We start from the raw sequence: 19,407 nt of genomic DNA on the forward strand, positions 1-19,407 counted from the left end.
CGCGGGTTTTCGCTGTTTGGGGGCTTGACAACCGTTTGGCCGGCTCAATGGCTCATGAAAATCACGGCTTTGGCAGCAGCACCTTCCGACTACCGAACTCTGGCGCTCGCGACGGGTCTGCTTGAATGGTCTTCCTGCTTTCTTTTTCGTCCTCACTCGCAATCGGAACAGTGATTCCCGTGGCCGTGATATAGAGATTGCTCTTCTTCTTGTAAGACACCGCGATTATGTGGACACCTGGCTTTTCGTTTGGCACACGCGGGTACTCGAGGATGTAGCGCTCCCGCAACATCTGCGTGAACTCCTTGAGTCGGAGAATGGTAGTGTGCTCGTTGGCTTGCAACTCAATTCCACCGCTGTTCACGCATATCTGTTTGAACTTGTCCTCGGGGCTATCGAAGGATATTTTGGTCGTCGACATTAGACCGAAGACAGTCTCGGAGCGGATCTGTGCATGGAACATGACGTCTTTCCAGAGGGTCTTGCTGCCGTCGTCTACGCCATCGGTGATGGCCAGGAGTATGCGTCTGCCTGGTTGCTGGTCAAGGTCTTCGAGCACCTCTAACATAGAGTCCCATAACGGCAGGCTGGCCCTGCAATATGGCCGAGGGACCTTGTTCTCTTTCTTCAGCTTTTCGTTTTGTGTTTGACGAATCTGCCATGGCGCCATGGCTCTCTTAACCACGTCGGCGAGCGCCGCCGGATTTGCCCCGGTGTCGTAGGTCGTGCGGATCAGGGTGCAATCCATGGCGTAGACCGAGACGCGATCCTGGGGATGGAGGAAATCGGGCGGGAGCGAAGCGAGGGCTCTAATGAGCGACGGCAGCAGTTCGTTGTAGGGTTTGCTTGCGTCGATGAGGATTGCCAGGGAGATTGGATCATCGCCCTCCTGGCGGACGTAGGTTGGGCGAAACAGTGGCCCGGAGTCAAGGCTGATGCGAAATCCCGATGGGTCGAGCGGCTTCATTCGCTCGTAGTCACTCCTGAGGACGAGGACGGAGACCTGCTTGAGGTTGGTGTAGACGTGGAGGGTGGGAGTTTCAGGCGCTGGAGATTGCGTCGGTGGGGTTGTTTCGGTTTGCGATTGCGCGTTGGAGGCGATCACAGCGAGCGCGAACAGGAGAGCGATAGCGGCGAATCTGTGTTGGCGGGAAGCTGATGGCTCGTATCTCTTCGGGACCGTCTGCCGCAGTCTCTTGTCCATGGTCAATCAGACCTCGGTGTCACGACTCTACAGCGGAGATTTTATTCGAACAGAGGAGGTTTGGTTTTTCGGCAAGATCAGGATTGCGGTGGGGGCAGCATTCGTGGACCACTGCCGGGGCCTACGGGAGATGGGCTTGCCGTGGGATCGGCTGCGGCGATTATCTCTGCGCGTAGACCTTTGGTGAACTGGCCTGACTGCAGCGGCTGGAGCTTTGCGGTCTGGAGTTGGCCGTTTTGATCGCCGAAGACGTGGTCTTCGGTCTGGGTGGTGCGGTGGATTTTGTGGTTTGCGTAGGGCTCGTGCTGCATGAGCTGCGTCGCGATCTCTTCGGGGAAGAAGATCTGTCCGGTGTGGGAGGTGTGGCCTGCGGCGTAGGTCTTGTTCGCTTCGTGGCCGTCGAGACGGACTTTGAAGTGGATGTGATTGGTGCGGCCCATGTAGAAGCCGGGGAAGATGGTGCGGAAGTTGACGGAGCCGTCTGGCGCGGTGATTTGAATGCCGCGGAGGAAGGTGAGTTTGTCGGTGGGGTGGTTTCGCGGCGGCGGGCCGAAGCCCTCGGGTGGGCCGGGATGATTGTGCGGGTGTTGTGGATCGAATCCGTTTGGTGGTCCGCCTTGTGAGCCGGGTGGCGGGCCTCCGGGGCCCATTGGGTTCTGTGCGGTGTAGCCGGAGTAGAGGCCGAGGGCGTCGCAGTGCCAGATATCGACGGCGACGTTGGGGAGCGGCTTGCAGGTTCGCGCGTCGAGGACCGCGATCCGCAACTCGAGTGGGATGCCTTGCCGGTCTTCGACGATGTTGGAGCGGAGGAGCTCGTCGGCGACGTAGTAGGGACCGACCTCCTGCTCGGGTGTGAGCTTGCAGACGTCGGAGTTTGCGAAGAGGCCGAGGGCGAAGGCTGCTCGCTGTAGCTCGATTGTTGTCGCGAGGGCGAGGGTGCTGGTGAGGAATCTGCGGCGGGTGAATGCGGCTGGATTTTTCATGTCCCTCGTGTGAGCAGATGCAAGGCTCACACGTGTAGACGCGGTTTTTGGAGATGCGACGACATGGAGGCTGACATTTGTGAGGGTTCCAATGCCGCGCTAGCTGGGATGGGCGTCGAGGAATTTTTTGTAGTCGCGGTTGAGGGAGTTCATGAGCGAGTCGACGAGAGTGAGCTGGCCCTGAAGGACTTCGATCTTCTGCTTGATGTCGTTGGCCTGGCCCTCGGTGGGGTCGGGGTCGTCGTTGGCCATGTTGATGAAGGGTGCGAGGCTGATGATGGCGTCGCGTGCGGCCTGATGTTCGGCGTCGTTAAGTTCAGTTTGGGTGCTGTAGATGTCGGAGTACTCCTCGGCCTGGGGATAGGACATGTAGGAGAGAGCCGTGGTGGACTGCGCGGTCTTCCAGCTCACGTCGTCGAAGGTTCGGATGCCGAAGCTGATGTTCATGTTGCTGTGATCGGGGGCTTTGTGATTTTTGATGATGTATTTGAGGACTTCGACATCGTGCTTGAGTTCATCCTGATTCTTGTGCAGAGCAGCGAGGGTGTCGGGCAAGCCCTTGGCGTTGCTTTCGATCTCTGCGTGAAGGCTGGCTTCGGCTTCGTGGACGAGGTGGCGATGGTGCTGCCACTCGACGAGACCTTCGAGGCTGAGGGCGATGAGGAGGCCGATGGTGATGGTGAGGAGGTGAAGCAGGAAGTCGCGCCAGCCATGGATGGGTTCATGGGGAGGGTGTACATCGATCACGGTGGGGACCTCGTCTGCTGGATTCACTGGGGATTAGGGTAGCAAACGTCGGGGTCGGATGCATGTTTCGTGTTTAGATACTGGCTCGTCCCGGAAGATCTTTTACAGGGGACGAGTTCACGCCGTAGCGCGGTGGTGCTTCGGGGATTAGTTGAGAACAGAACTCTTATTTTGAGTGTGGTTTTGGAGTGATTCTCTTTGATTTATTTGATTTGTAACCAAAAATGTGATATAATACTAAAGATCATTCTTTCGCGGGCCCGACAGGGTGACCCACTCAAATTCAAGGAGCCAAGATGAACAACTTTGACGAAGAAGTAGAGATCTTCCTGAACCAGTTTGAGGTTAATGCCAACGTTGGCGACGCGGAAGAGGCTGTGAAGCAGTTTGCGGATGTTTTTGTGGCGGCTGATCCTGGCGGCGCAAGAGCTGTGCCGTCTTCAATGCTGATGATGGCGATTCCTCAGCGGAAGAAGCTGTTTGAGAGCGTGGGAAGGAGCGTGACTAAGCTGGCATCGGTGGAACAGATCGCGTTGGATGATCGTTACGTTTTGCTGAGGACGGAGTGGCTGGTGAAGTTTGATCGAGAGCTCGAGCAAGGAGTTGGGCGCTGTGAAGAACTTTCGTTGCGTTCAACGTTTTTGGTGCATCGGTCGGCCGATGGACTGAAGATCGTTTTGTATTTGAGCCACCAGGATCTGATGTCGGTTTTGCGTGAGAAGGGAGTTCTGCCGGACGAGGCTTCGTCGGGCAGGTTGAGTCCGCTAGTCGGCGGATGATTTGGCGAGGACTTCCGCTAGGTGCATGGGTTTGGCGGTGGTGTTCTGGGTGATCTGTTCGGCGCAGCTGAAGCCGTCGGTGACGAGGATGGTGTTTGCGGCTTTGTTGCGGACGGCGGGGAGGAGGACGCGCTCGCCTAACTTTTGCGAGAGGGCGTATTTGTCTTTTTCGAAGCCGAAGGGACCAGCCATGCCGCAGCAGCCGGAGTCGAGGAGTTCGACTTCTGCTCCGGTTAGGCGGAGGAGGGCCAGCTCGTCCTGCATGCCCATGGTGGCGCGGTGATGGCAGTGGCCGTGGACGAGGATCTTTTCGTTGAGTTGCGGGGGCTTGTAGTTTGGGGCGTGTTTGACGAGGAACTCGCTGAGGAGGAAGGTCTGGTCGCGGAGCTTTTGCGCGCGTGGGTCGTGGGGGAGGAGGTTGGTGAGTTCGTCGCGGAAGACGGATGCGCAGGAGGGTTCGAGGACGACGATGGGTGTGCCAGCATGGAGTTGTGCGGTGAGGGCGTCGAGAGTTTTGAGGAGGTAGTCTTTGGCGGTGGAGAGCATGCCGAAGTCGTAGAGGGGGCGGCCGCAGCAGAGATGCTGCGTGGGGAGGGTGACGCGGAAGCCTGCGGTGGTGAGGACCTGATGGGCGGCGCGCATGGCGGAGGGGTGGAAGTAGTTGTTGAAGGTGTCGGCCCAGAGGAAGACCTCGGGGGCCGAGGGCGGCAGGGGGATGCGACGATCGCGGCGGCGGCGGGGATCGCGGGCGAGGCGGCGGTCGGGGGTGAAGGGTTGGGAGAAGCGGGGGAAGGTGCGGTGCGGGTGGATGTGGAGAATCTTCTTGATGAGTGTGCGGAGGATGGGGGCGTTGTTGATGGTGTTGACGAGACGCGGGGCGTGGGAGGCGATGCGGGCGAAGATGTCGATGCGGCCAAAGGCGTAGTGAGAGAGGGGGCGCGATTCGCCGTCGTAGTGGTGGGCGAGGAACTCGGCTTTGTAGGTGGCCATGTCAACGGAGACGGGACACTCGGACTTGCAGGCTTTGCAGGCGAGGCAGAGGTCGAGGGACTCTTTGACCTGCTTGTTCTTCCATTGGTCGGGGAGGACCTCGCCTTGCATTAACTCCCAGAGCAGATGGGCGCGGCCGCGGGTGGAGTGGAGCTCTTCGCCGGTGGCCATGAAGCTGGGGCACATGGTGCCTGCATCGGTTTTGCGGCAGGCTCCGACGCCTACGCAGCGGAGGTTGGCGTCGGCGAAGCTGCCGTTGTTCTCGGCGAAGGCGAAGTGAGTTTTGGGTTGCCAGGGGCGGTAGTCGGCGCCGAGTCGGAGGTCTTCGTGGGGCTCATGCGCGTCGATGAGCTTGTTGGGGTTCATGCGGTTGGTGGGGTCGAAGGTGTGCTTGAAGGTGCGGAAGGCTTGCATCAACTCTTCGCCGAACATCTTGGGGAGGAGCGCGCCGCGAGCCTGGCCGTCGCCGTGTTCGCCGGAGAGGGAGCCGCCGTGGGCGAGGGCGATGTCGGCGGCGCGGTCCATGAACTGACGGAACTTGAGGATGCCTTCGGGAGTTTCGAGGTCGAAGTTGTGGCGCATGTGGACACAGCCTTGGCCGAAGTGTCCGTACATTGCGCTGCGGTAGTTGAACTCCTTCATGAGCGCGGCGATCTGGCGGAGGTAGCTGCCGAGTTGGGTGGGATCGACGGCGGCGTCTTCCCATCCCTCCCAACCGGTGCCGACACCGGGGATGAAGGCGGTGGCGCCGAGGCCGGACTCGCGGATGTGCCAGACGCGTTTGGCTTCGGCGGAGGTGTAGATGCGGGCGGAGGGCTCGGGGCTGAGGGTTTTGAGATAGGCGGCGAGGGCGCGGGCTTTGGCGTTTGCTTCGGCCTGTGTTGGGCCGCCGAACTCGACGATGAGAAAGCCGTCGCCGGGTGGGAGGAGCGCGAGGTCTTCGACAGATTTCTGTTTGCGGCGGAGCGCGTTGAGAAGGTAGCCGTCCATGCCTTCGAGGCCGATGGGTTTGTACTGGAGGATTTGGGTGACGTGGTCGGCGGCGATGAAGATGTCAGAGAAGCCAACGCCGATGAGGGTGCGGCAGGGTGGGGATTCGACGAGTTGGAGGGTGGCGCCGAGGATGATGGCGCAGGTGCCTTCGCTGCCTACTAAGGCGCGGGCGAGGTTGAAGTTGTTTTCGGGGAGGAGTTCGTCGAGGTTGAAGCCGGAGACGCGTCGGGGGATGTTGGGGAATTTTTCGCGGACCTTTGCGGCGTAGGTGTCGCGGATGTTTTTGAGGGTGGCGTAGATCTCGCCGGTGCGACCGCCTGCGGCGATGTGGGCGGCGATTTCTGCTTCGGTAGTGGGGCCTACGGTGAGGCGGGTGCCGTCGTAGAGGAGGAGGTCGAGGGTGAGGATGTTGTCGACGGTTTTGCCGCCCATAAGAGCGTGGACGCCGCAGGAGTTGTTGCCGATCATGCCGCCGATAGTGCAGCGGCTGTGGGTTGCGGGGTCGGGTGCGAAGGTGAGGTTGAATTTTTCTGCTTCGTCGCGGACGCGGTCGAGGACGATGCCGGGCTGGACTTTCACTGTGCGATTGACGGCGTCGATTGCGTCCATACCATTCATGTATTTGGAGAAGTCGAGGATGACGGCGAAGTTGCAGCCCTGGCCGGCGAGTGAGGTGCCGGCACCGCGGGTGAGGATGGGCGCGTTGAAGCGGCGGCAGAGAGCTACGGTGTTGATGACGTCCTCTTCATCGCGCGGGATGACGACGCCGATGGGGACGTGGCGGTAGTTGGAGGCGTCGGTGGCGTAGAGGGCCTTGGAGGCGGGGTCGAAGCGGACTTCGCCGCGGATCTGCTCGCTGAGGAGCTGGCAGAGCTCGTCGGAGGCGGGGAAGGTGTCGACGGCGCGGGCGTGGGAGCTCGGCAGCACGACGAAGGGGGAGGTGGACATACCACACTATACGGCTGGGAGTGGTGCGTTTGTTGGTGGGGGATATGAAGACTTAACAAGGAAGGGGAAAGATGGTGTCCTGCCGGACGGGCCCACTACGCGTGGGGCGGTCACTTCGTGACTTGTGTACCTTGTCTCGCTGAAACTCGGTCCTCCCGTTGGTCGGCATATTCTGATTCCGACCAACGGGAGGATTGTTGCAGATTATCCTGTCACGTCCCGGTATACGCGTCACGAAGTGACCGCCCTCCGCGCAGGAGGCCCGTCCGGCAGGACATGGCTTCAGGCTTTGCCGGTGGCGGTCATCTTGAAGATGGCCTGGGCGTTGGAGCTGTCGAAGCTTAGGTCGAGTTTTTTGCCCTCTTCTTCGGGGAGCGGGAGGCGGGTGATGAACTCGTAGAAGGAGCCGTTGACCTCTTTTGAGACGAGTGCGCCGTCGGGGGTGTGGAACTTGCGCTGGACTTTGGCGGCGAGGAATGCGGTCTGCCGGACGCGGCCGGACTGCGAGGTCTCGACGGCTGCTTTCATGGGTTGGCCGAGAGCTTTTTGTTCTTCGGCTAGCTGGTCGACGTCGGGGACGCGGTCGGTGGCGTGGTTGAAGGCATTGCCCTCGGTGGAGATCCAGGCCATCTCGGGGGATTCGGCGAGGAGGATCTCGTAGTCGGTGAGGGCCGGCTCCACGTGCTGGCGCTCGAAGACAGAGGCTAGGACGGGGAGGAGTTTTACGGACTCGTCTACGGAGAGGGAGTGGGTGGAGTCGAGCTTGCTGAGGAGTGCGTTGGCTTCGGGGGTGATGGGGTCCTTTGAGGTTGCGGTGACGCGGCGGACGGCGGCCTGGAACTCGGGGGTAAAGCGCTCGGGGTGAAGCTCGCTGAGGAAGAACTGGGCGATCTCTTCGGGGTAGTCGGCCTGGGCATGGGAGCGGCCGGTCATCTTAAGGCGTTCGAGGGGGTAGACGCCGTTGAGGGTGTAGCCGAGTGGGCGAAGGATGCGGGTGATGGCCTCCTGGCCGGCGGGAAGGCCGCCCATGCCCTGGAGGGCGACGGTGCGGACGGCGCCGTGGTCGTGGAGGATCTGGCGGCCCTTGCTGAGGGTGTAGTCGGCGTAGGTTTTGGCGGTGGGGACGCGGACGAGCAGGTCTTCGAAGAGGAGCATGTTGAGGGCTTGCGCGAGGACGGCGCGGGAGACCTGCGGGCCGGGTTCTGCGGCGATCTCGGGATGGATGACGAGGAGCTTAAAGAGGTGTTCGGTGCGGTCGGCGCCGATGATCTGGGTGAGTGTTTCGCGTAGGACGCTGGTGCCTGTGCTCATTGTTGATTCCCCATAACTGCCGGAGGGGTGTGTCCGGCCCTAACATCATCGTCAATGGGAGGGGCGTCTGTAAAGCAGGGCTTAGGGCCTCGGGTTCAGGAGTGGATGGTTACGGTTAGGTGTTCGATTGGGGCTTTGGCGAATTGGTTCTGGAGATCGGCGGAGGTGGCGAAGGTTTTGCCGGTGATGTGGCGGGCGGGGAAGGTTAGGGTCAGGCTTGATTCTGCGAAGGGGTAGGGGGCGAGGCGGAAGGTTCGGTTGCCCTGTGGCTCGACCTGGATCTCGCTTTGGGTGCCGTCGTTTTTGCGCATGGGGTGGAGGAGGGTGGCGGGAGCGGCGTAGTCGACGCAGGTGAGGAGGGAGAGGTTGTCGGTGGCCTGGAGGAGGCGGAAGTTGTCTGTGATTTGGGTTGTGATGGCTTCGTTTGGGATGTTGGGGTCGGCGTTGATATGGATTGTGGTGCGGAGGGTTTCTTGCAGGGTTTGCTGGCGAGCGAGGAAGTCGTCGAGGAGCGGTAGTTGCGATGGGGCGATGGTGGAGCGATCGGCGCGGGCGGTGAGGAGGTTGTAGGTGTGCATGGAGACGAGGAGCGCGGCGTAGGCGTCTTTCGCGGCGATCTGTGTGACGGCGCGCTCGCGGACGGCGAGATAGTCGGCGAGGTCGATCTCTTCGAAGGCGGCGTATTTACCGACGAGCTCCGATGAGAAGGCGGAGGGTTTGCCTTGTTTTGTGATGGCGGGGGCGGCGTCGGGGATGGCCCAGCCGTCGTCGTGGACGTGAATGCCGAGTAGGACGTTGGTGCGTGGCTCGGGCGGTGCAAAGACGGCGTTGCCCCAGTGGGTGGCGAAGGCTCCGGCTAGATTGGCGTGGTCGGGGTGGGTTACGAGCCACCAGCCGGTTTCTGTTTCCAGACGCAGCATGTTGGGCCTTTCTGTCTGTGCTCTAATTTATTTTGTTATATGTAACTTGTTCTGATCGTTTATATTGCTTGAATAATTTGTAACTATTTTTGGATCAATCTTGCCCTATGACTCTTGCGGATTCATGCCAGTTGTGCAGGAAGTACCACTCCAAAAACATTACGGTGAAGAAGAAAGCGAAGCCGAGGACCGTGGCTGCCAGGACGAGGGCGAATAAGTAGTCGGTTTCTAGTTGTGCGTTGGCGTACTGGATGGCGTAGCCGATGCCGCCGACGCCGACGCGGGAAGAGCCAGCGAAGAGCTCTCCTGTGATGGCTCCGATGACCGCGATGCCGCTGGCGATGCGGATCCCAGTAAAGAGCGACGGCATAGCGTGAGGGAGACGGAGTTTGAGAAGGAGTTGAGCGCGGGAGGCGTTGTGCATGAGGAAGAGGTCGACCATGTTGCGGTCGACGCTGATGAGGCCCTGCGTGGCGTTGGCGATGATGGGGGCGAGGCAGATGATGAACGCGATGAGAGTGACCGAGCCGAGGCCGGGGCCCATCCAGAGGAGGATCATGGGGGCGATGGCGACGATGGGGACGGTTTGGAGGAGGATGGTGTAGGGGTAGAACATGCGGCGGATCCAGGGGGATTGCGCGAATATAAGTGCGATGATCAGGCCGATGATGAGTGCGGCTAGAAGGCCTCCAGCCGCTGCCGCTGCGGTGATTCCTAATGATGTGATGAGCGACGGGAATCGGGTAATGACGGCGTGGGTGACGCGGGTGGGCGATGGGAGCAGGTAGGGTGGCAGGGCGAAGATCCAGATGATGGACTGCCAGAGGAGAAGAAGGCATCCGAAGATTGCAGCGGCCGAGAGGAGGGTTAACCCTAACTTATTCATTTGCTGGGATCTTCTTTTTTGTTGGTTGAGAGGCTTTGTCCTGCCGGACGGGCCTCCTACGCGGAGGGCGGTCACTTCGTGACTTGTGTACCTTTTGGCGCGATGATTAGTTCGCTGCATGGGTCACTCCTCTCAATGCTCGGGAGACGGCGACGATGGTGCGATCAAAGGCTTCGCTGCGGCGGGTGGCTTCGTCGCGCGGGAAGGGTAGATCGATGGGGATGTCGTGTGCAATGCGGCCGGGTGTGGGAGCGAGGATGAGGATGCGAGTGGAGAGGAAGACGGCCTCGGCGACGGAGTGCGTGACGAAGAGGGCGGTCCAGTTCTGCTCTTCGCGCAGGCGGAGGAGCTCCTCGTTGATGCGGTCACGGGTCATCTCGTCGAGGGCGGCGAAAGGCTCGTCGAGAAGGAGGAGCTGGGGGCGCGTGGCGAGGGCGCGGGCAATGGAGACGCGCATCTTCATGCCGCCGGAGAGCTGGCGGGGGAAGGAGTCGGCGACGTGTGAGAGACCGACGAGGGTGAGGACGGCATCGACTTTGGCGTTGCGGGTCTCGCGAGCCATTCCGTCGAGTTCGAGGCCGAGGACGACGTTTTGCCGGACGGTGCGCCATGGAAGGAGGGTCGCGTCCTGAAAGATGAAGGAGATGACTTCGCGTGCTTTCTGCGGAGTCATGCCGTGGATGGTGATGTCGCCGGTAGTGACGGGGCTGAGGCCGGCGACCATCTTGAGGAGGGTGGATTTGCCGCAGCCGGAGGGGCCGATGATGCTGACGAACTCGCGGCGTTGAACCTGGGTGGTGATGGATTCGAGGACGGTTACGGTCGCTGCTTTGGAGGCATTGTAGCGCTTGGTGGCGCGGTCGAAGGCGATGGCGGGGACGATGAGGGGTGGTGTCGTCATTGGGCTCCCGCTTCTTCGATGACTGGAAGATGGAGGGCCGAGGGTCGCGCGGGATCGTGGTGGAGGATGTGGGTTGAGCGCTGCCAGTCCCATGAGGTGGCTTGCGATGGTGGAATCGCGGTGCCGGGGTTGCGGTCGTAGAGGGGGTAGGCGTTGCCGGCGATCTCGATGCGGAGGGACTCGCCGGAAGCGAAGACCCAGGAGGTGGGTTCGAGATCGAAGTGCCATTCGTGTGGAGTGTCTGGAGAGTAGGTGGTTGCGAAGAGGTGTGTGCTGCGGGCGGTGCCGATGCAGATGAAGTCGGCGTCGCCGTTGGGGCGGAGGCAGACGAGTTTTACGACGAGGTCGGCGAATGGTGCCGAAGTGGTGGCGTTGAGGGTGACTGTTGGGGTGCCGAAGATGTGAAGTGGTGCGGTGAATGGCGCGGTGGTGTAGGTGAGGAGGTTGTTGCCGAGTTCGATGGCGGCTTGATTGTGGCAGCCACTGGCAGAGGTGATGCCTCCGGGGGCGATGACGGGGACTTCGGGTTCGACGACGAAGATGTCTGGTGGTTCGTTTGTTTGCGGCGATGCGGAGGTGAGGGTGCCGTCGCCTTTGCTGGAGTTGGCGCGGCCTTCGCTGTGGAGGTAGAGGGTGTGGTTGTTGGTGGGCCACGTGGCGGCGGTGTGCCACTCGTTTTCATTGAGCGCGAAGTAGCGGATGCGCGGCTCGGCGGAAAATTCGCCGGAGTCTTTGAGCCAGTGATTGAACCAGCGGAGATGGAGGCTGTCGGTGTCGAGATTTGCTGCGGGGCCGAAGTTTTGTGTGCCGATGCGGTTGCCCCAGGGGATGTGAATCCACGGGCCGGCGAGAAGATATTGATTGTCTCTCGCGTGCTGCGAACCGGAGTAGTTACATATTTCGCGGAAGGCGGCGATGCTCCCTTGCAGGTAAGTGTCGTACCAGCCGGATATGTGGAGGGCTGGGATGTTTATGTGTTCGACTTGTTGGCTGATGTCCATCTGGGACCAGTATTCGCCGGATTGATCGTGATGGAGCCAGTCGGTGACGTAGGTTGGTAGGCCCTCTGCGTTGATGGCGGGGTGAGTCGCGGTGGGAGTGTGGAGGATCTGTGAAGAGAGACTCGACCATGCGCGTTCGAGGGTGTCGCTTGCTTCGCGGAGTTGGAGGCGGCGGGCATCCTGCTTGAGCATCTGGAGGCCCCAGCCTAGTGAAGAGGCGAGGCGAAGGACGCCGTTGTTGTAGAACCAGCCGTGGTAGAGGTCATGTGCGGTTTGCGCGGGTGCGATGCAGAGCAGGCCTTTGGGTTGGGCGGCGGCGGCGAGCCATTGGGTCATGCCCTGGTAGGAGAAGCCGTACATGCCGATCTTGCCGTTCGATTCGGGGAGGGTGCGGAGCCAGGCGATGGTCTCGGCGCCGTCCTGCTGCTCGTTGCGGAAGGGGTAGAAGTCGCCGGTGGAGTCGCCGCGTCCGCGTACGTCCTGGATGACTACGTTGTAGCCGTGACGTGCGAACCAGACGGGGTGAGCGTAGACGACGGTGGAGGCGATGTCGCGGCCGTAGGGCTGGCGCATCAGGAGGGTGGGGTGGGGGCCGGGTGTGGCTGGATGGTAGTGGTCGGAGTAGAGGATCGTGCCATCGGATAGCGTGCAGGGGACAGCGCGTTGGAGTTGGATGCCTTGGCCGCAGTCGATGAGGGGTTTGGTCATTAGGCTAATGTTGTCCTGCCGGACGGGCCCACTGCGCGTGGAGCGGCCACTTCGTGGCGTGTATACCTTGGTGTGGAGCGACGACCATCTTCACCTCTTGGCTAAAGCTTATGGTGGTTTTCGTACTGGAGCATGGCTTCGAGGGCCGCAGCAATTTTGGTGGTGGCTTCTTCGATCCACAACTCTCCTTTTTCTGGAGTAGACGCGGTGGGGTCGCCCATGACGCCGCTGGGAGCGATGTCGCGAGTGAGCCAGGCGAAGGTGGCGGAGGCGTTTTCCGGCAGCAGAAGCTCGGGCTGTTCGATGTTGGCGATGTAGTTGGTGGTGTAGGCGGTCGTGTTGACGAGCGATGGCGCGGAGGCGAGGAGGAGAGATGTTTCGATTTCGCCAGCGTGGAAGCCGTATGTTTTTTCTTGTTTGCTGACACCGGTAAAGGGTGCGCCGGCAGAGCCGTAGAGACAGAAGACGCGGAGGTTGAACTCGGCGCGGAGATCGCGAGCCATTACATCGACGAGAGAGGAGTTGCCGCCGTGGGTGTTGTAGAGGACGAGTTTTTTGAAGCCTGCCGACGCAATGCTGGAGCCGAGATCGCGGATGACGGCCATGAAGGTCGAGGCGGAGACGGATAGGGTGCCGGGAAAGCCTATGTGCTCGTTGCTTTTGCCGTAGCAGACGGGAGGGAGCGCGTAGACCGGGGCGTCGTTCGGGAGTTTTTCGAGGGATTTGCCGAGGAGGAGATTGTTGATGAGAGTGTCGGTGGCGAGGGGCAAGTGGTGGCCGTGCTGTTCGATGGCGGCGGTGGGCAGGACGAGCAGGGTGCGATCTTTGGGCAGAGCTTCGACCTGCTTCCAGTTGAGATAGGCGAAGTTGCGCGAGGCTGGGATCCAGGTTTGCATGTACGTCCTTATGGCTTAGGAGCGGTTGGCGATGGAGGACAACGGATGAAGAGAATTTCCTTTACTTGTTGCGAAATAGAGAAACGGACAATGACAACAGCAGATTCCTTCGCTGCGCTACGGAATGACAACAAAAAAGCGGATGCGGAATGACACAAAAAAGGGGATGCGGAATGACAACAAAAAAGCGGATGCGGAATGACAACAAAAAGCGATGCGGAATGACAAATAAAGAGAGACTGCGGAATAACAAGCCAAAGCAATGACAACGATTTCTCCTAGACGGATGTGGCCGTGGGTTTGAAGGTGACCATCTTGCCGGGGTTGAGGAGGCCGCGTGGGTCGTACTTTTGTTTGGTGAGGAGTTGCACGTTGTCTTCGCGGTAGCGTCCGCCGCCTTCGACGTTGTTGACGTGTGGATTGGCGACGGTGACACCGATGGAGCGGCAGAGGTCGATGATCTCGTTCAGTCGCTGCTCGGTGGTGAAGCGGATGAGAGGGATGGAGCCGGGAATGACTGTGCCGGTGCCGCTCTTCATGAACTCAATGTGGAAGAGGATCTCGTCGCCGAAGTGTTGCTTGAGTGTGGCGAACTGCGTGCGGGCGTCGGTGGGGCTGAAACCGCACTGCAGATAGGTGAATGCGGCATCCTGCTTGATGGCCCAGAGGGTGGTGTGGTTCCAGGTGTAGTCGGAGAGTAGCGGTGTGGTGCGAAGGCCGATGTAGTCGGCGGCCAATGTGATTTCGCCACCGGCGGTCTTTGCTTCGGCTTCGAGTTCGCCGAGTTGCGTTGCCGCGACCATGAAGAAGATGAGGGATTTGTTAGGCCGTGTGATGTTGATGATTGGTGCGAAGCAGGAGGGGATGGGCCACTCGAAGGTGGTGACGAGGCGCTTGATCCAGTAGGGATCGTAGGCGACCTGCTCGGAAAAGGTGAAGGCCTGATCGAAGGTGTCGAAGGCGATGGAGCACTGCGCCCAGTTGACGGCGGGAGTTAGAGCGAGCCAGATCTTTGTGATGATTCCGTTGGTGCCCCAGGCGTGGAGGACGTCGTGTACGGCTTGGCTTTCGTGAAGCACGATGCGCGGCTTGGCTTCCATGGTGACGACCTCGATGGCGCGAACGGTTTCGAAGTCGCGCAGGCCGCCGTGGGAGATAGAGCCGATGCCGCCGGAGCCTCCTCCGAGGAAGCCGCCGACAGAGGCTTTGACGATGGTGCTGGGGTAGCAACGGAGTTCGAAGCCTTGTTCGCGAGCGGTGGCTTCGAGTGTGCCGAGGCGGACGTTTGGTTGGCAGATGGCGACGCCTTCGGGGGTGATAGCTTCGATGCGATCCATGTTGACGAGGTCGAGGATGACGCCGCCGTGAAGCGGGACGGCCTGGCCGTAGTTGCCGGTGCCGGCGCCGCGAGTGGTGACGGGGATGTTGCGCTCGTAACAACAGGCGAGGATACGTTGTATCTCTTCGACGTTGATGGGTTGCAGGGCGAGTTCGGCGGTCTTGTCGTCGAGCTGCTTTTTGAGGATGGGAGAGTACCAGTAGAAGTCGCGGGAGAGACGCTGCACGATCTGCGCGTTGGTGATGGCGCGGGCGGGGTCGGCGAGGCAGGCGGTGAGGGCGGCGATGTCGGAGGCGGTCATGAGATGCGGCTGCTCCTTTTACGCTTGGGTGTGGTGCGGGTGCCGCTGGCGCGCGTGCTCCAGGTGGCGAAGGCCTTCAACATATTTGGGTGAGTGAAGAGAGCGTAACACTCTGCGCGGAGGAATGGGCCTTCGACAGCGCAGATCATGTCGCTGCGGCGGGCTACTTCCTTGGCGGGGATCTGGATCTGGCGGCAGTGGCGGTTTGCGTCGGCGATGGTGGCGCCGTAGACGACGCGGTCGAGACCAGCCCAGAGAGCGTTGGCCATGCACATGGGGCATGGCTCGCAGGTGCTGTACATCGTGTAGCCGGCGAGCGAGATGGTCTTGAGTTTTTTTGTGGCTTTGCGGACGGTGCGAAGTTCGGCATGAGAGCTTGGGTCGCTCTCGGGGCCAACGGCGTTGCGGCCACGCATCAACACCTCTCCCGTGGCAGTGTGGACGATGAGCGCGCCGAAGGGAACAGGCGCTGCTGTCTCCAGACTGAGCGCAGTAAAGCGGATGAGACCCTCCATGAATCGGCGGTCTATCTCCTTCTGCTGCGGGCTGGAGAGATTTTTGGGGGCCATGTTGAACGCTAACACGGCGGCGCGACTGTTTCTACAAAGATTTATGGGTGTGCGGCATCGTCGACGAATTGTGTGGTGTAGGCGGCCTTTGGATCGATGGGATTCGTGATGACTTTGAGGTCAACGAGTTGCTGGTACATCGTGCTCCAGCGGTCGGTGGTGAAGTGGCCGAACTGGCTGGGGTCGGGTCCGGTGATGAAGTGCTGATCGCGTAGAGTTTGCGTGCTGAATTGCATCTGATCGGGGCTCATGGCCGGGTTGAGTTTGCTGATCTCGGTGTTGGCGGTGGTGGAATCGCTGAGATAGTCGCGCCAGCCGCGGAGGGAGGCTCGGACAAACTTTGCGACGAGTTCGGGGTGCTCGTGTAGGAAGGATGTTGCAGTGAAGACGACGCGGTAGGGTTGATAGCCCGTGTCGCTGATGAGCATGGTTTTGATTTCGGCTCCGCTCTTGCGAGCGAAGTAGGGCTCGGAGGTGACGAAACACTGTTGGATGTAGTTGGGGTCCTGGAGAAAGTTGGCGACGCTGTAGGTGGCGGGGATCTCGCGAAGGTTGGTGAGGTTGTAGCGCTTGAGTAGGTACTGAAACCAGATGGAGCCGGGTTTGACGGCGATGGTGTGCCCATTGAGATCAGCGAAAGACTGCACAGGCGAGTCTTTGTGCAGCATGATGGCTTGCGGGTCCTGTTGCATGGTGGCCATAACGGCAACGACGGGTAGGCCACGTGAGACAGCGACGAGAACCTGATCGGATGAGCCCATGGCGAACTGTGCTGCGCCACCAGAGACTTGGTTTTCTGCGGATACGAAGGGGCCACCGGGTATGATGCGGACGTCGAGGCCCTCGTCTTTGTAGTAGCCCTTGAGGAGGGCGTCGTAGAAGCCGCCGTGTTCGGGCTGGGGATACCAGTCGGTCTGGAATGTGATGACGATGGGGCCAGTGGCTGCTCGCTTGCAGGCGGTGAGCGAGCAGAGGGTTGCGATCAGAAAGAGGGCGGCTAAGCTCGTTCGGGGTCGCATGGGTATTGTCTCCGGTGTTTTTCAGCAAGGTAGCATCTGCTGTTTCGTCGGGCTATGAGGTAGCGGTTGTGAGCGTGGCAGCGAAGGCAAGTAAAGATGCGTCCTGCATTGGTGCGGCGATGAGTTGCATGCCGGTGCCGAAGGCAGCGCCGGTGTGCTCGCCCGGGAGCGTGACGGCTGGCAGGCCAGTAAGGCTGATGGGTGTTGTGTAGCGCAGGATGGTTGGGCGGATCCTGGATTGGTCGTGGCCTGCGTGTAGTTTGCTGACCGGGGCGCAGGGCAGGAGGAGAAGGTCGACCTGTTGGAAGATCAACGACATTTGAGAGCGGAAGACTGCGAGGCGTTTGTGGAAGGCATCGAATTGATCTGCTGTGATGGACGCTCCCCAGGCGAGACGCTCGGCGATGGCTGGTTCGAAGTGCTGATAGTGGCCGCGATGGATCGCTGCCGCTTCGCTGGCCTGGATGTGGGAAAAGATCTCCAGGCTGTCAGCCCAGAAGGTGGTGTCGATTGGGGTGAGTATGGCGCCGTGACGCACAAGCTGCTGCTGCCATGCGGAGTAGGCTTCGAGGACTTCGGGCTCGGCATCGTGGAGGAACTCTTCGCCGACGCAGCCGATGCGTGGATTGGATGGCGCGGATGAGGCGGCGATGTCGAAGATGGCGTTTGCGAGGGCTGGGCCGTCGCGAAGGTCGCGGAAGAGTAGACCGAGCGTGTCGAACGAAGGTGCGAGGTGAGCGCCGCCGGCCCATCGTTCTTCGCCGTGGCTGACACCGTGTGAGGAGCGGTAGCCTGCGAGTCCGCAGAGGGCAGCGGGGACGCGGACGGAGCCGCCCGTGTCAGTGCCGATGGCGGCGAGGGCTGAGCCCTCCTGCACGCTGGCTGCAGCACCGCTGGAGGAGCCTCCGGTGAGCAGAGTTGGATCGCGGGGTTGGAGGGAGTCGCCGTAGTCGACGCTCTCGCCGGTGATGCCGTAGGCGAGTTGGTGGAGGTGAGTTTTGCCTGGGATGATGGCACCTACATCTAGCAGACGCTGTGCTACCCATGAGTTAGTTGTAGCGACTGGGTTGAACTCGGCGTAGAAGCGTGAGCCGCAGGTGGTGATGGTGCCTGCTACATCGAAGCAGTCCTTGATGGAGATGGTAGTTCCATACAAGGCGGGACGGGCGTTGGCGTCGGGATAGAGAGATGGAAGCTGCTCGGCGCGTTGAAGCGACTCGGCTGTTTGGAGAGCGATGTAGGTGTTGTAAGAGGCGCTGCTGTTTGCTTTGGCGGCGGCCAGTGTTGCGATGGTGTCGATGTAGGTGTTGGAGGAGGCGAGCGCGTGTCGGAGGGAGGCGAGAGGAGACAGGTCATTTGTCATGGCGTTGGTCTACCTTATGCGCGAAAAAGCTATTGATGCGGGAGATCGTGGTGAGTGGGTCTCTGCATTTTACTGAGTTACTCGATTGTAGGGGCGATTGGCTCAGGCATGGTGAGGTAGAGAAGTACGATGCCAAGGACGACAAACATTCTGAAAGCGGCGTCCTGGCCGTTCCATGTTTTGGACTGCCACATGAGGAACCATTCGCCGCCGACGCAGAGGAACGCTATGAACCACATCAGCATTCCCAACGTAAGTGCAACGATGCCTAGTGTTTTGGCGCGGAAAAAGATTCCTTGTGTGAGGCGAATGGAGCGCAGCATCGCGACGCCGGACCACCAGCAGAGGACCGCCGTCACGGTCTCCCAAAGGATGATGGAGATATAGAAGAGTGTATGTATGACGGGCTGATTGATCGCTCTCCATGTGCCGTGGTTGCCGGGAAAGGTGGAGTCCATCTGCAGGATGTGGCGGACGAACTGGTAGTTGGAGTTGTAGTCCGTTGTGTTGTTGAAGACGACGAGCGAATAGAAGAAGGCGACGGCAAGGATCAGGAGAGATTTTGATAGCCGTGCGGCCATTAGTGGACTCCAGGAGCAAATGTCTGGAAGTAAGCCTGGAGGGCTTCGACAGTTGGCTTGTCGAACTCGGGATTGGCGGGCATCGCGGATTTAGGGTCGACCGATTTAGGATTGCGGATGTAGCGCTCGAAGGCTGAAGGTGACGTAGCTGCATATGTGCCGAGCGTCCGCCAGGATCTATTTGCTTTCGTGCCACCGTAGCTTCCCATGTTGTGGCAGCGGTAACAGTGCTGCTGCGCGATACGAAAGCCTTCGGTGACGAGGGGGATGGCCGCAGCGTCTCCGTGCGGCGCGATAGCGTGAAAGACAGGTTGCGAAGAACCGAAGTCGAGGCGAACCACCATCGCGGGGATCTTAGGGATCTCCTGATAGGAGAGAACACTAAAGGATGGCCTGAAGGCCTCATAGGTGATGAAGTACCTTCCGGGGTCGCTGGTGTGGGTTTGAGCGACCCAGGTCTTGACGGGTTTACCGTCGATCTTCAGTGCGAGGATTGGCCGGTGGGACTGAATGTACTCGCGAGTAAAGTCGGAGCGGTAGCCATCGGCGCAATGCGCCGTAACAAGATCAGAGTTGGAAGCGATACCCAGAGAGTTTTCGAGGACGTCGAGATAAACGCCTGTGATGACGATCTTTTCGTGCGCAAGTTCGCGGAAGTTGTCGTCGCCAGTCACTGGAACCGTGATTTGGGGAAGTGTCAGGAGATGCTCGTATGAGATGTAGCGGACTGCATTGCGAGCAGCATTCACGGTAGTGCCGGTAATTTCGAGATCCGAAGGAGCACCGCGGGTTGTCTGGAGAAGATGAGCGGTCGAAGGCGAGTCGGCGGCCGGTATGGTGAGACACGCACCGACGACCGCGATCAGCTTCAAGGGAGACATGCCCCAGATTATCGCGGATTTGCACTTCGCTGAAGTAAAGATTTGCTCTTCGCTGAAGTAAAAAGGATCGTTTTCACATCATGTAGT

17 protein-coding genes are annotated in these 19,407 nt (G+C 60.2%); 1 reads left to right on the forward strand and 16 read right to left on the reverse strand.

Annotation, left to right across the window (positions count from 1 at the left end; all coding sequences use genetic code 11):
• Positions 1-61: 61 nt before the first annotated feature.
• The 3 genes from RBB82_RS11830 to RBB82_RS11840 all read right to left on the reverse strand — a co-directional run bounded on the left by RBB82_RS11830 (position 62) and on the right by RBB82_RS11840 (position 2,934).
• A complete protein-coding gene (locus tag RBB82_RS11830) occupies positions 62-1,204 on the reverse strand; it encodes a hypothetical protein (protein ID WP_433970650.1) in 1,143 nt (380 codons plus the stop codon).
• 77 nt (positions 1,205-1,281) lie between these two features.
• A complete protein-coding gene (locus RBB82_RS11835; protein WP_433970651.1) occupies positions 1,282-2,187 on the reverse strand; it encodes an intradiol ring-cleavage dioxygenase in 906 nt (301 codons plus the stop codon).
• Positions 2,188-2,286: 99 nt separating this feature from the next.
• Entirely contained in the window at positions 2,287-2,934 is a 648-nt protein-coding gene (locus RBB82_RS11840; RefSeq protein WP_433970652.1) for a hypothetical protein, read from the reverse strand.
• 296 nt (positions 2,935-3,230) lie between these two features.
• On the opposite strand from RBB82_RS11840, the gene RBB82_RS11845 reads away from it, so the two are divergent.
• Positions 3,231-3,713, forward strand: a complete 483-nt coding sequence (locus tag RBB82_RS11845; protein ID WP_433970653.1) for a hypothetical protein — start codon at positions 3,231-3,233, stop codon at positions 3,711-3,713.
• Here RBB82_RS11845 and RBB82_RS11850 read toward each other — a convergent pair.
• From RBB82_RS11850 to RBB82_RS11910, 13 genes are all read right to left on the reverse strand, one after another.
• Entirely contained in the window at positions 3,699-6,644 is a 2,946-nt protein-coding gene (locus tag RBB82_RS11850; RefSeq protein ID WP_433970655.1) for an FAD-binding and (Fe-S)-binding domain-containing protein, read from the reverse strand. The two genes, RBB82_RS11845 and RBB82_RS11850, sit on opposite strands and share 15 nt — an antisense overlap.
• Before the next feature lie 282 nt (positions 6,645-6,926).
• Positions 6,927-7,955, reverse strand: coding sequence for a DUF1338 domain-containing protein (locus tag RBB82_RS11855; RefSeq protein ID WP_433970656.1), 1,029 nt, complete (start codon positions 7,953-7,955; stop codon positions 6,927-6,929).
• A gap of 95 nt (positions 7,956-8,050) precedes the next feature.
• Positions 8,051-8,875, reverse strand: a complete 825-nt coding sequence (locus tag RBB82_RS11860; protein WP_433970658.1) for a DUF3891 family protein — start codon at positions 8,873-8,875, stop codon at positions 8,051-8,053.
• Between the two features lie 94 nt (positions 8,876-8,969).
• On the reverse strand, positions 8,970-9,761 hold the full coding sequence (locus tag RBB82_RS11865) for an ABC transporter permease (protein ID WP_433970660.1): 792 nt from the start codon (positions 9,759-9,761) through the stop codon (positions 8,970-8,972).
• Between the two features lie 106 nt (positions 9,762-9,867).
• A complete protein-coding gene (locus RBB82_RS11870; protein ID WP_433970661.1) occupies positions 9,868-10,662 on the reverse strand; it encodes an ABC transporter ATP-binding protein in 795 nt (264 codons plus the stop codon).
• A complete protein-coding gene (locus RBB82_RS11875) occupies positions 10,659-12,371 on the reverse strand; it encodes a CocE/NonD family hydrolase (protein WP_433970663.1) in 1,713 nt (570 codons plus the stop codon). Before RBB82_RS11875 ends, RBB82_RS11870 begins: the two co-directional genes overlap by 4 nt.
• A 101-nt stretch (positions 12,372-12,472) precedes the next feature.
• A complete protein-coding gene (locus RBB82_RS11880) occupies positions 12,473-13,267 on the reverse strand; it encodes a creatininase family protein (RefSeq protein ID WP_433970664.1) in 795 nt (264 codons plus the stop codon).
• Between the two features lie 278 nt (positions 13,268-13,545).
• On the reverse strand, positions 13,546-14,907 hold the full coding sequence (locus RBB82_RS11885; protein WP_433970665.1) for an FAD-binding oxidoreductase: 1,362 nt from the start codon (positions 14,905-14,907) through the stop codon (positions 13,546-13,548).
• Complete coding sequence (locus RBB82_RS11890) at positions 14,904-15,476, reverse strand: nucleoside deaminase (protein ID WP_433970666.1); 573 nt, start codon at positions 15,474-15,476, stop codon at positions 14,904-14,906. The genes RBB82_RS11885 and RBB82_RS11890 overlap by 4 nt, the downstream gene beginning before the upstream one ends.
• 41 nt (positions 15,477-15,517) lie before the next feature.
• Positions 15,518-16,495 (reverse strand): ABC transporter substrate-binding protein, encoded by a 978-nt coding sequence (locus tag RBB82_RS11895; protein WP_433970667.1) that lies wholly within the window; start codon positions 16,493-16,495, stop codon positions 15,518-15,520.
• Positions 16,496-16,547: 52 nt separating this feature from the next.
• Positions 16,548-17,858, reverse strand: coding sequence for an amidase (locus tag RBB82_RS11900; RefSeq protein ID WP_433970668.1), 1,311 nt, complete (start codon positions 17,856-17,858; stop codon positions 16,548-16,550).
• 77 nt (positions 17,859-17,935) lie between these two features.
• Entirely contained in the window at positions 17,936-18,439 is a 504-nt protein-coding gene (locus RBB82_RS11905; RefSeq protein ID WP_433970669.1) for a DUF2165 family protein, read from the reverse strand.
• Complete coding sequence (locus RBB82_RS11910; RefSeq protein WP_433970670.1) at positions 18,439-19,320, reverse strand: hypothetical protein; 882 nt, start codon at positions 19,318-19,320, stop codon at positions 18,439-18,441. Before RBB82_RS11910 ends, RBB82_RS11905 begins: the two co-directional genes overlap by 1 nt.
• Positions 19,321-19,407: the final 87 nt, after the last annotated feature.

Origin of the sequence: Tunturiibacter lichenicola, from assembly GCF_051013355.1 — a bacterium.
Lineage (GTDB): Bacteria > Acidobacteriota > Terriglobia > Terriglobales > Acidobacteriaceae > Edaphobacter > Edaphobacter lichenicola_F.

Coding starts and splice junctions, on each gene's coding strand:
- RBB82_RS11830 (WP_433970650.1), bottom strand. CDS start 1,204: ATGGACAAGAGACTGCGGCAGACGGTCCCGAAGAGATACGAGCCATCA.
- RBB82_RS11835 (WP_433970651.1), bottom strand. CDS start 2,187: ATGAAAAATCCAGCCGCATTCACCCGCCGCAGATTCCTCACCAGCACC.
- RBB82_RS11845 (WP_433970653.1), top strand. CDS start 3,231: ATGAACAACTTTGACGAAGAAGTAGAGATCTTCCTGAACCAGTTTGAG.
- RBB82_RS11850 (WP_433970655.1), bottom strand. CDS start 6,644: ATGTCCACCTCCCCCTTCGTCGTGCTGCCGAGCTCCCACGCCCGCGCC.
- RBB82_RS11855 (WP_433970656.1), bottom strand. CDS start 7,955: ATGAGCACAGGCACCAGCGTCCTACGCGAAACACTCACCCAGATCATC.
- RBB82_RS11860 (WP_433970658.1), bottom strand. CDS start 8,875: ATGCTGCGTCTGGAAACAGAAACCGGCTGGTGGCTCGTAACCCACCCC.
- RBB82_RS11865 (WP_433970660.1), bottom strand. CDS start 9,761: ATGAATAAGTTAGGGTTAACCCTCCTCTCGGCCGCTGCAATCTTCGGA.
- RBB82_RS11870 (WP_433970661.1), bottom strand. CDS start 10,662: ATGACGACACCACCCCTCATCGTCCCCGCCATCGCCTTCGACCGCGCC.
- RBB82_RS11875 (WP_433970663.1), bottom strand. CDS start 12,371: ATGACCAAACCCCTCATCGACTGCGGCCAAGGCATCCAACTCCAACGC.
- RBB82_RS11880 (WP_433970664.1), bottom strand. CDS start 13,267: ATGCAAACCTGGATCCCAGCCTCGCGCAACTTCGCCTATCTCAACTGG.
- RBB82_RS11885 (WP_433970665.1), bottom strand. CDS start 14,907: ATGACCGCCTCCGACATCGCCGCCCTCACCGCCTGCCTCGCCGACCCC.
- RBB82_RS11890 (WP_433970666.1), bottom strand. CDS start 15,476: ATGGCCCCCAAAAATCTCTCCAGCCCGCAGCAGAAGGAGATAGACCGC.
- RBB82_RS11895 (WP_433970667.1), bottom strand. CDS start 16,495: ATGCGACCCCGAACGAGCTTAGCCGCCCTCTTTCTGATCGCAACCCTC.
- RBB82_RS11900 (WP_433970668.1), bottom strand. CDS start 17,858: ATGACAAATGACCTGTCTCCTCTCGCCTCCCTCCGACACGCGCTCGCC.
- RBB82_RS11905 (WP_433970669.1), bottom strand. CDS start 18,439: ATGGCCGCACGGCTATCAAAATCTCTCCTGATCCTTGCCGTCGCCTTC.
- RBB82_RS11910 (WP_433970670.1), bottom strand. CDS start 19,320: ATGTCTCCCTTGAAGCTGATCGCGGTCGTCGGTGCGTGTCTCACCATA.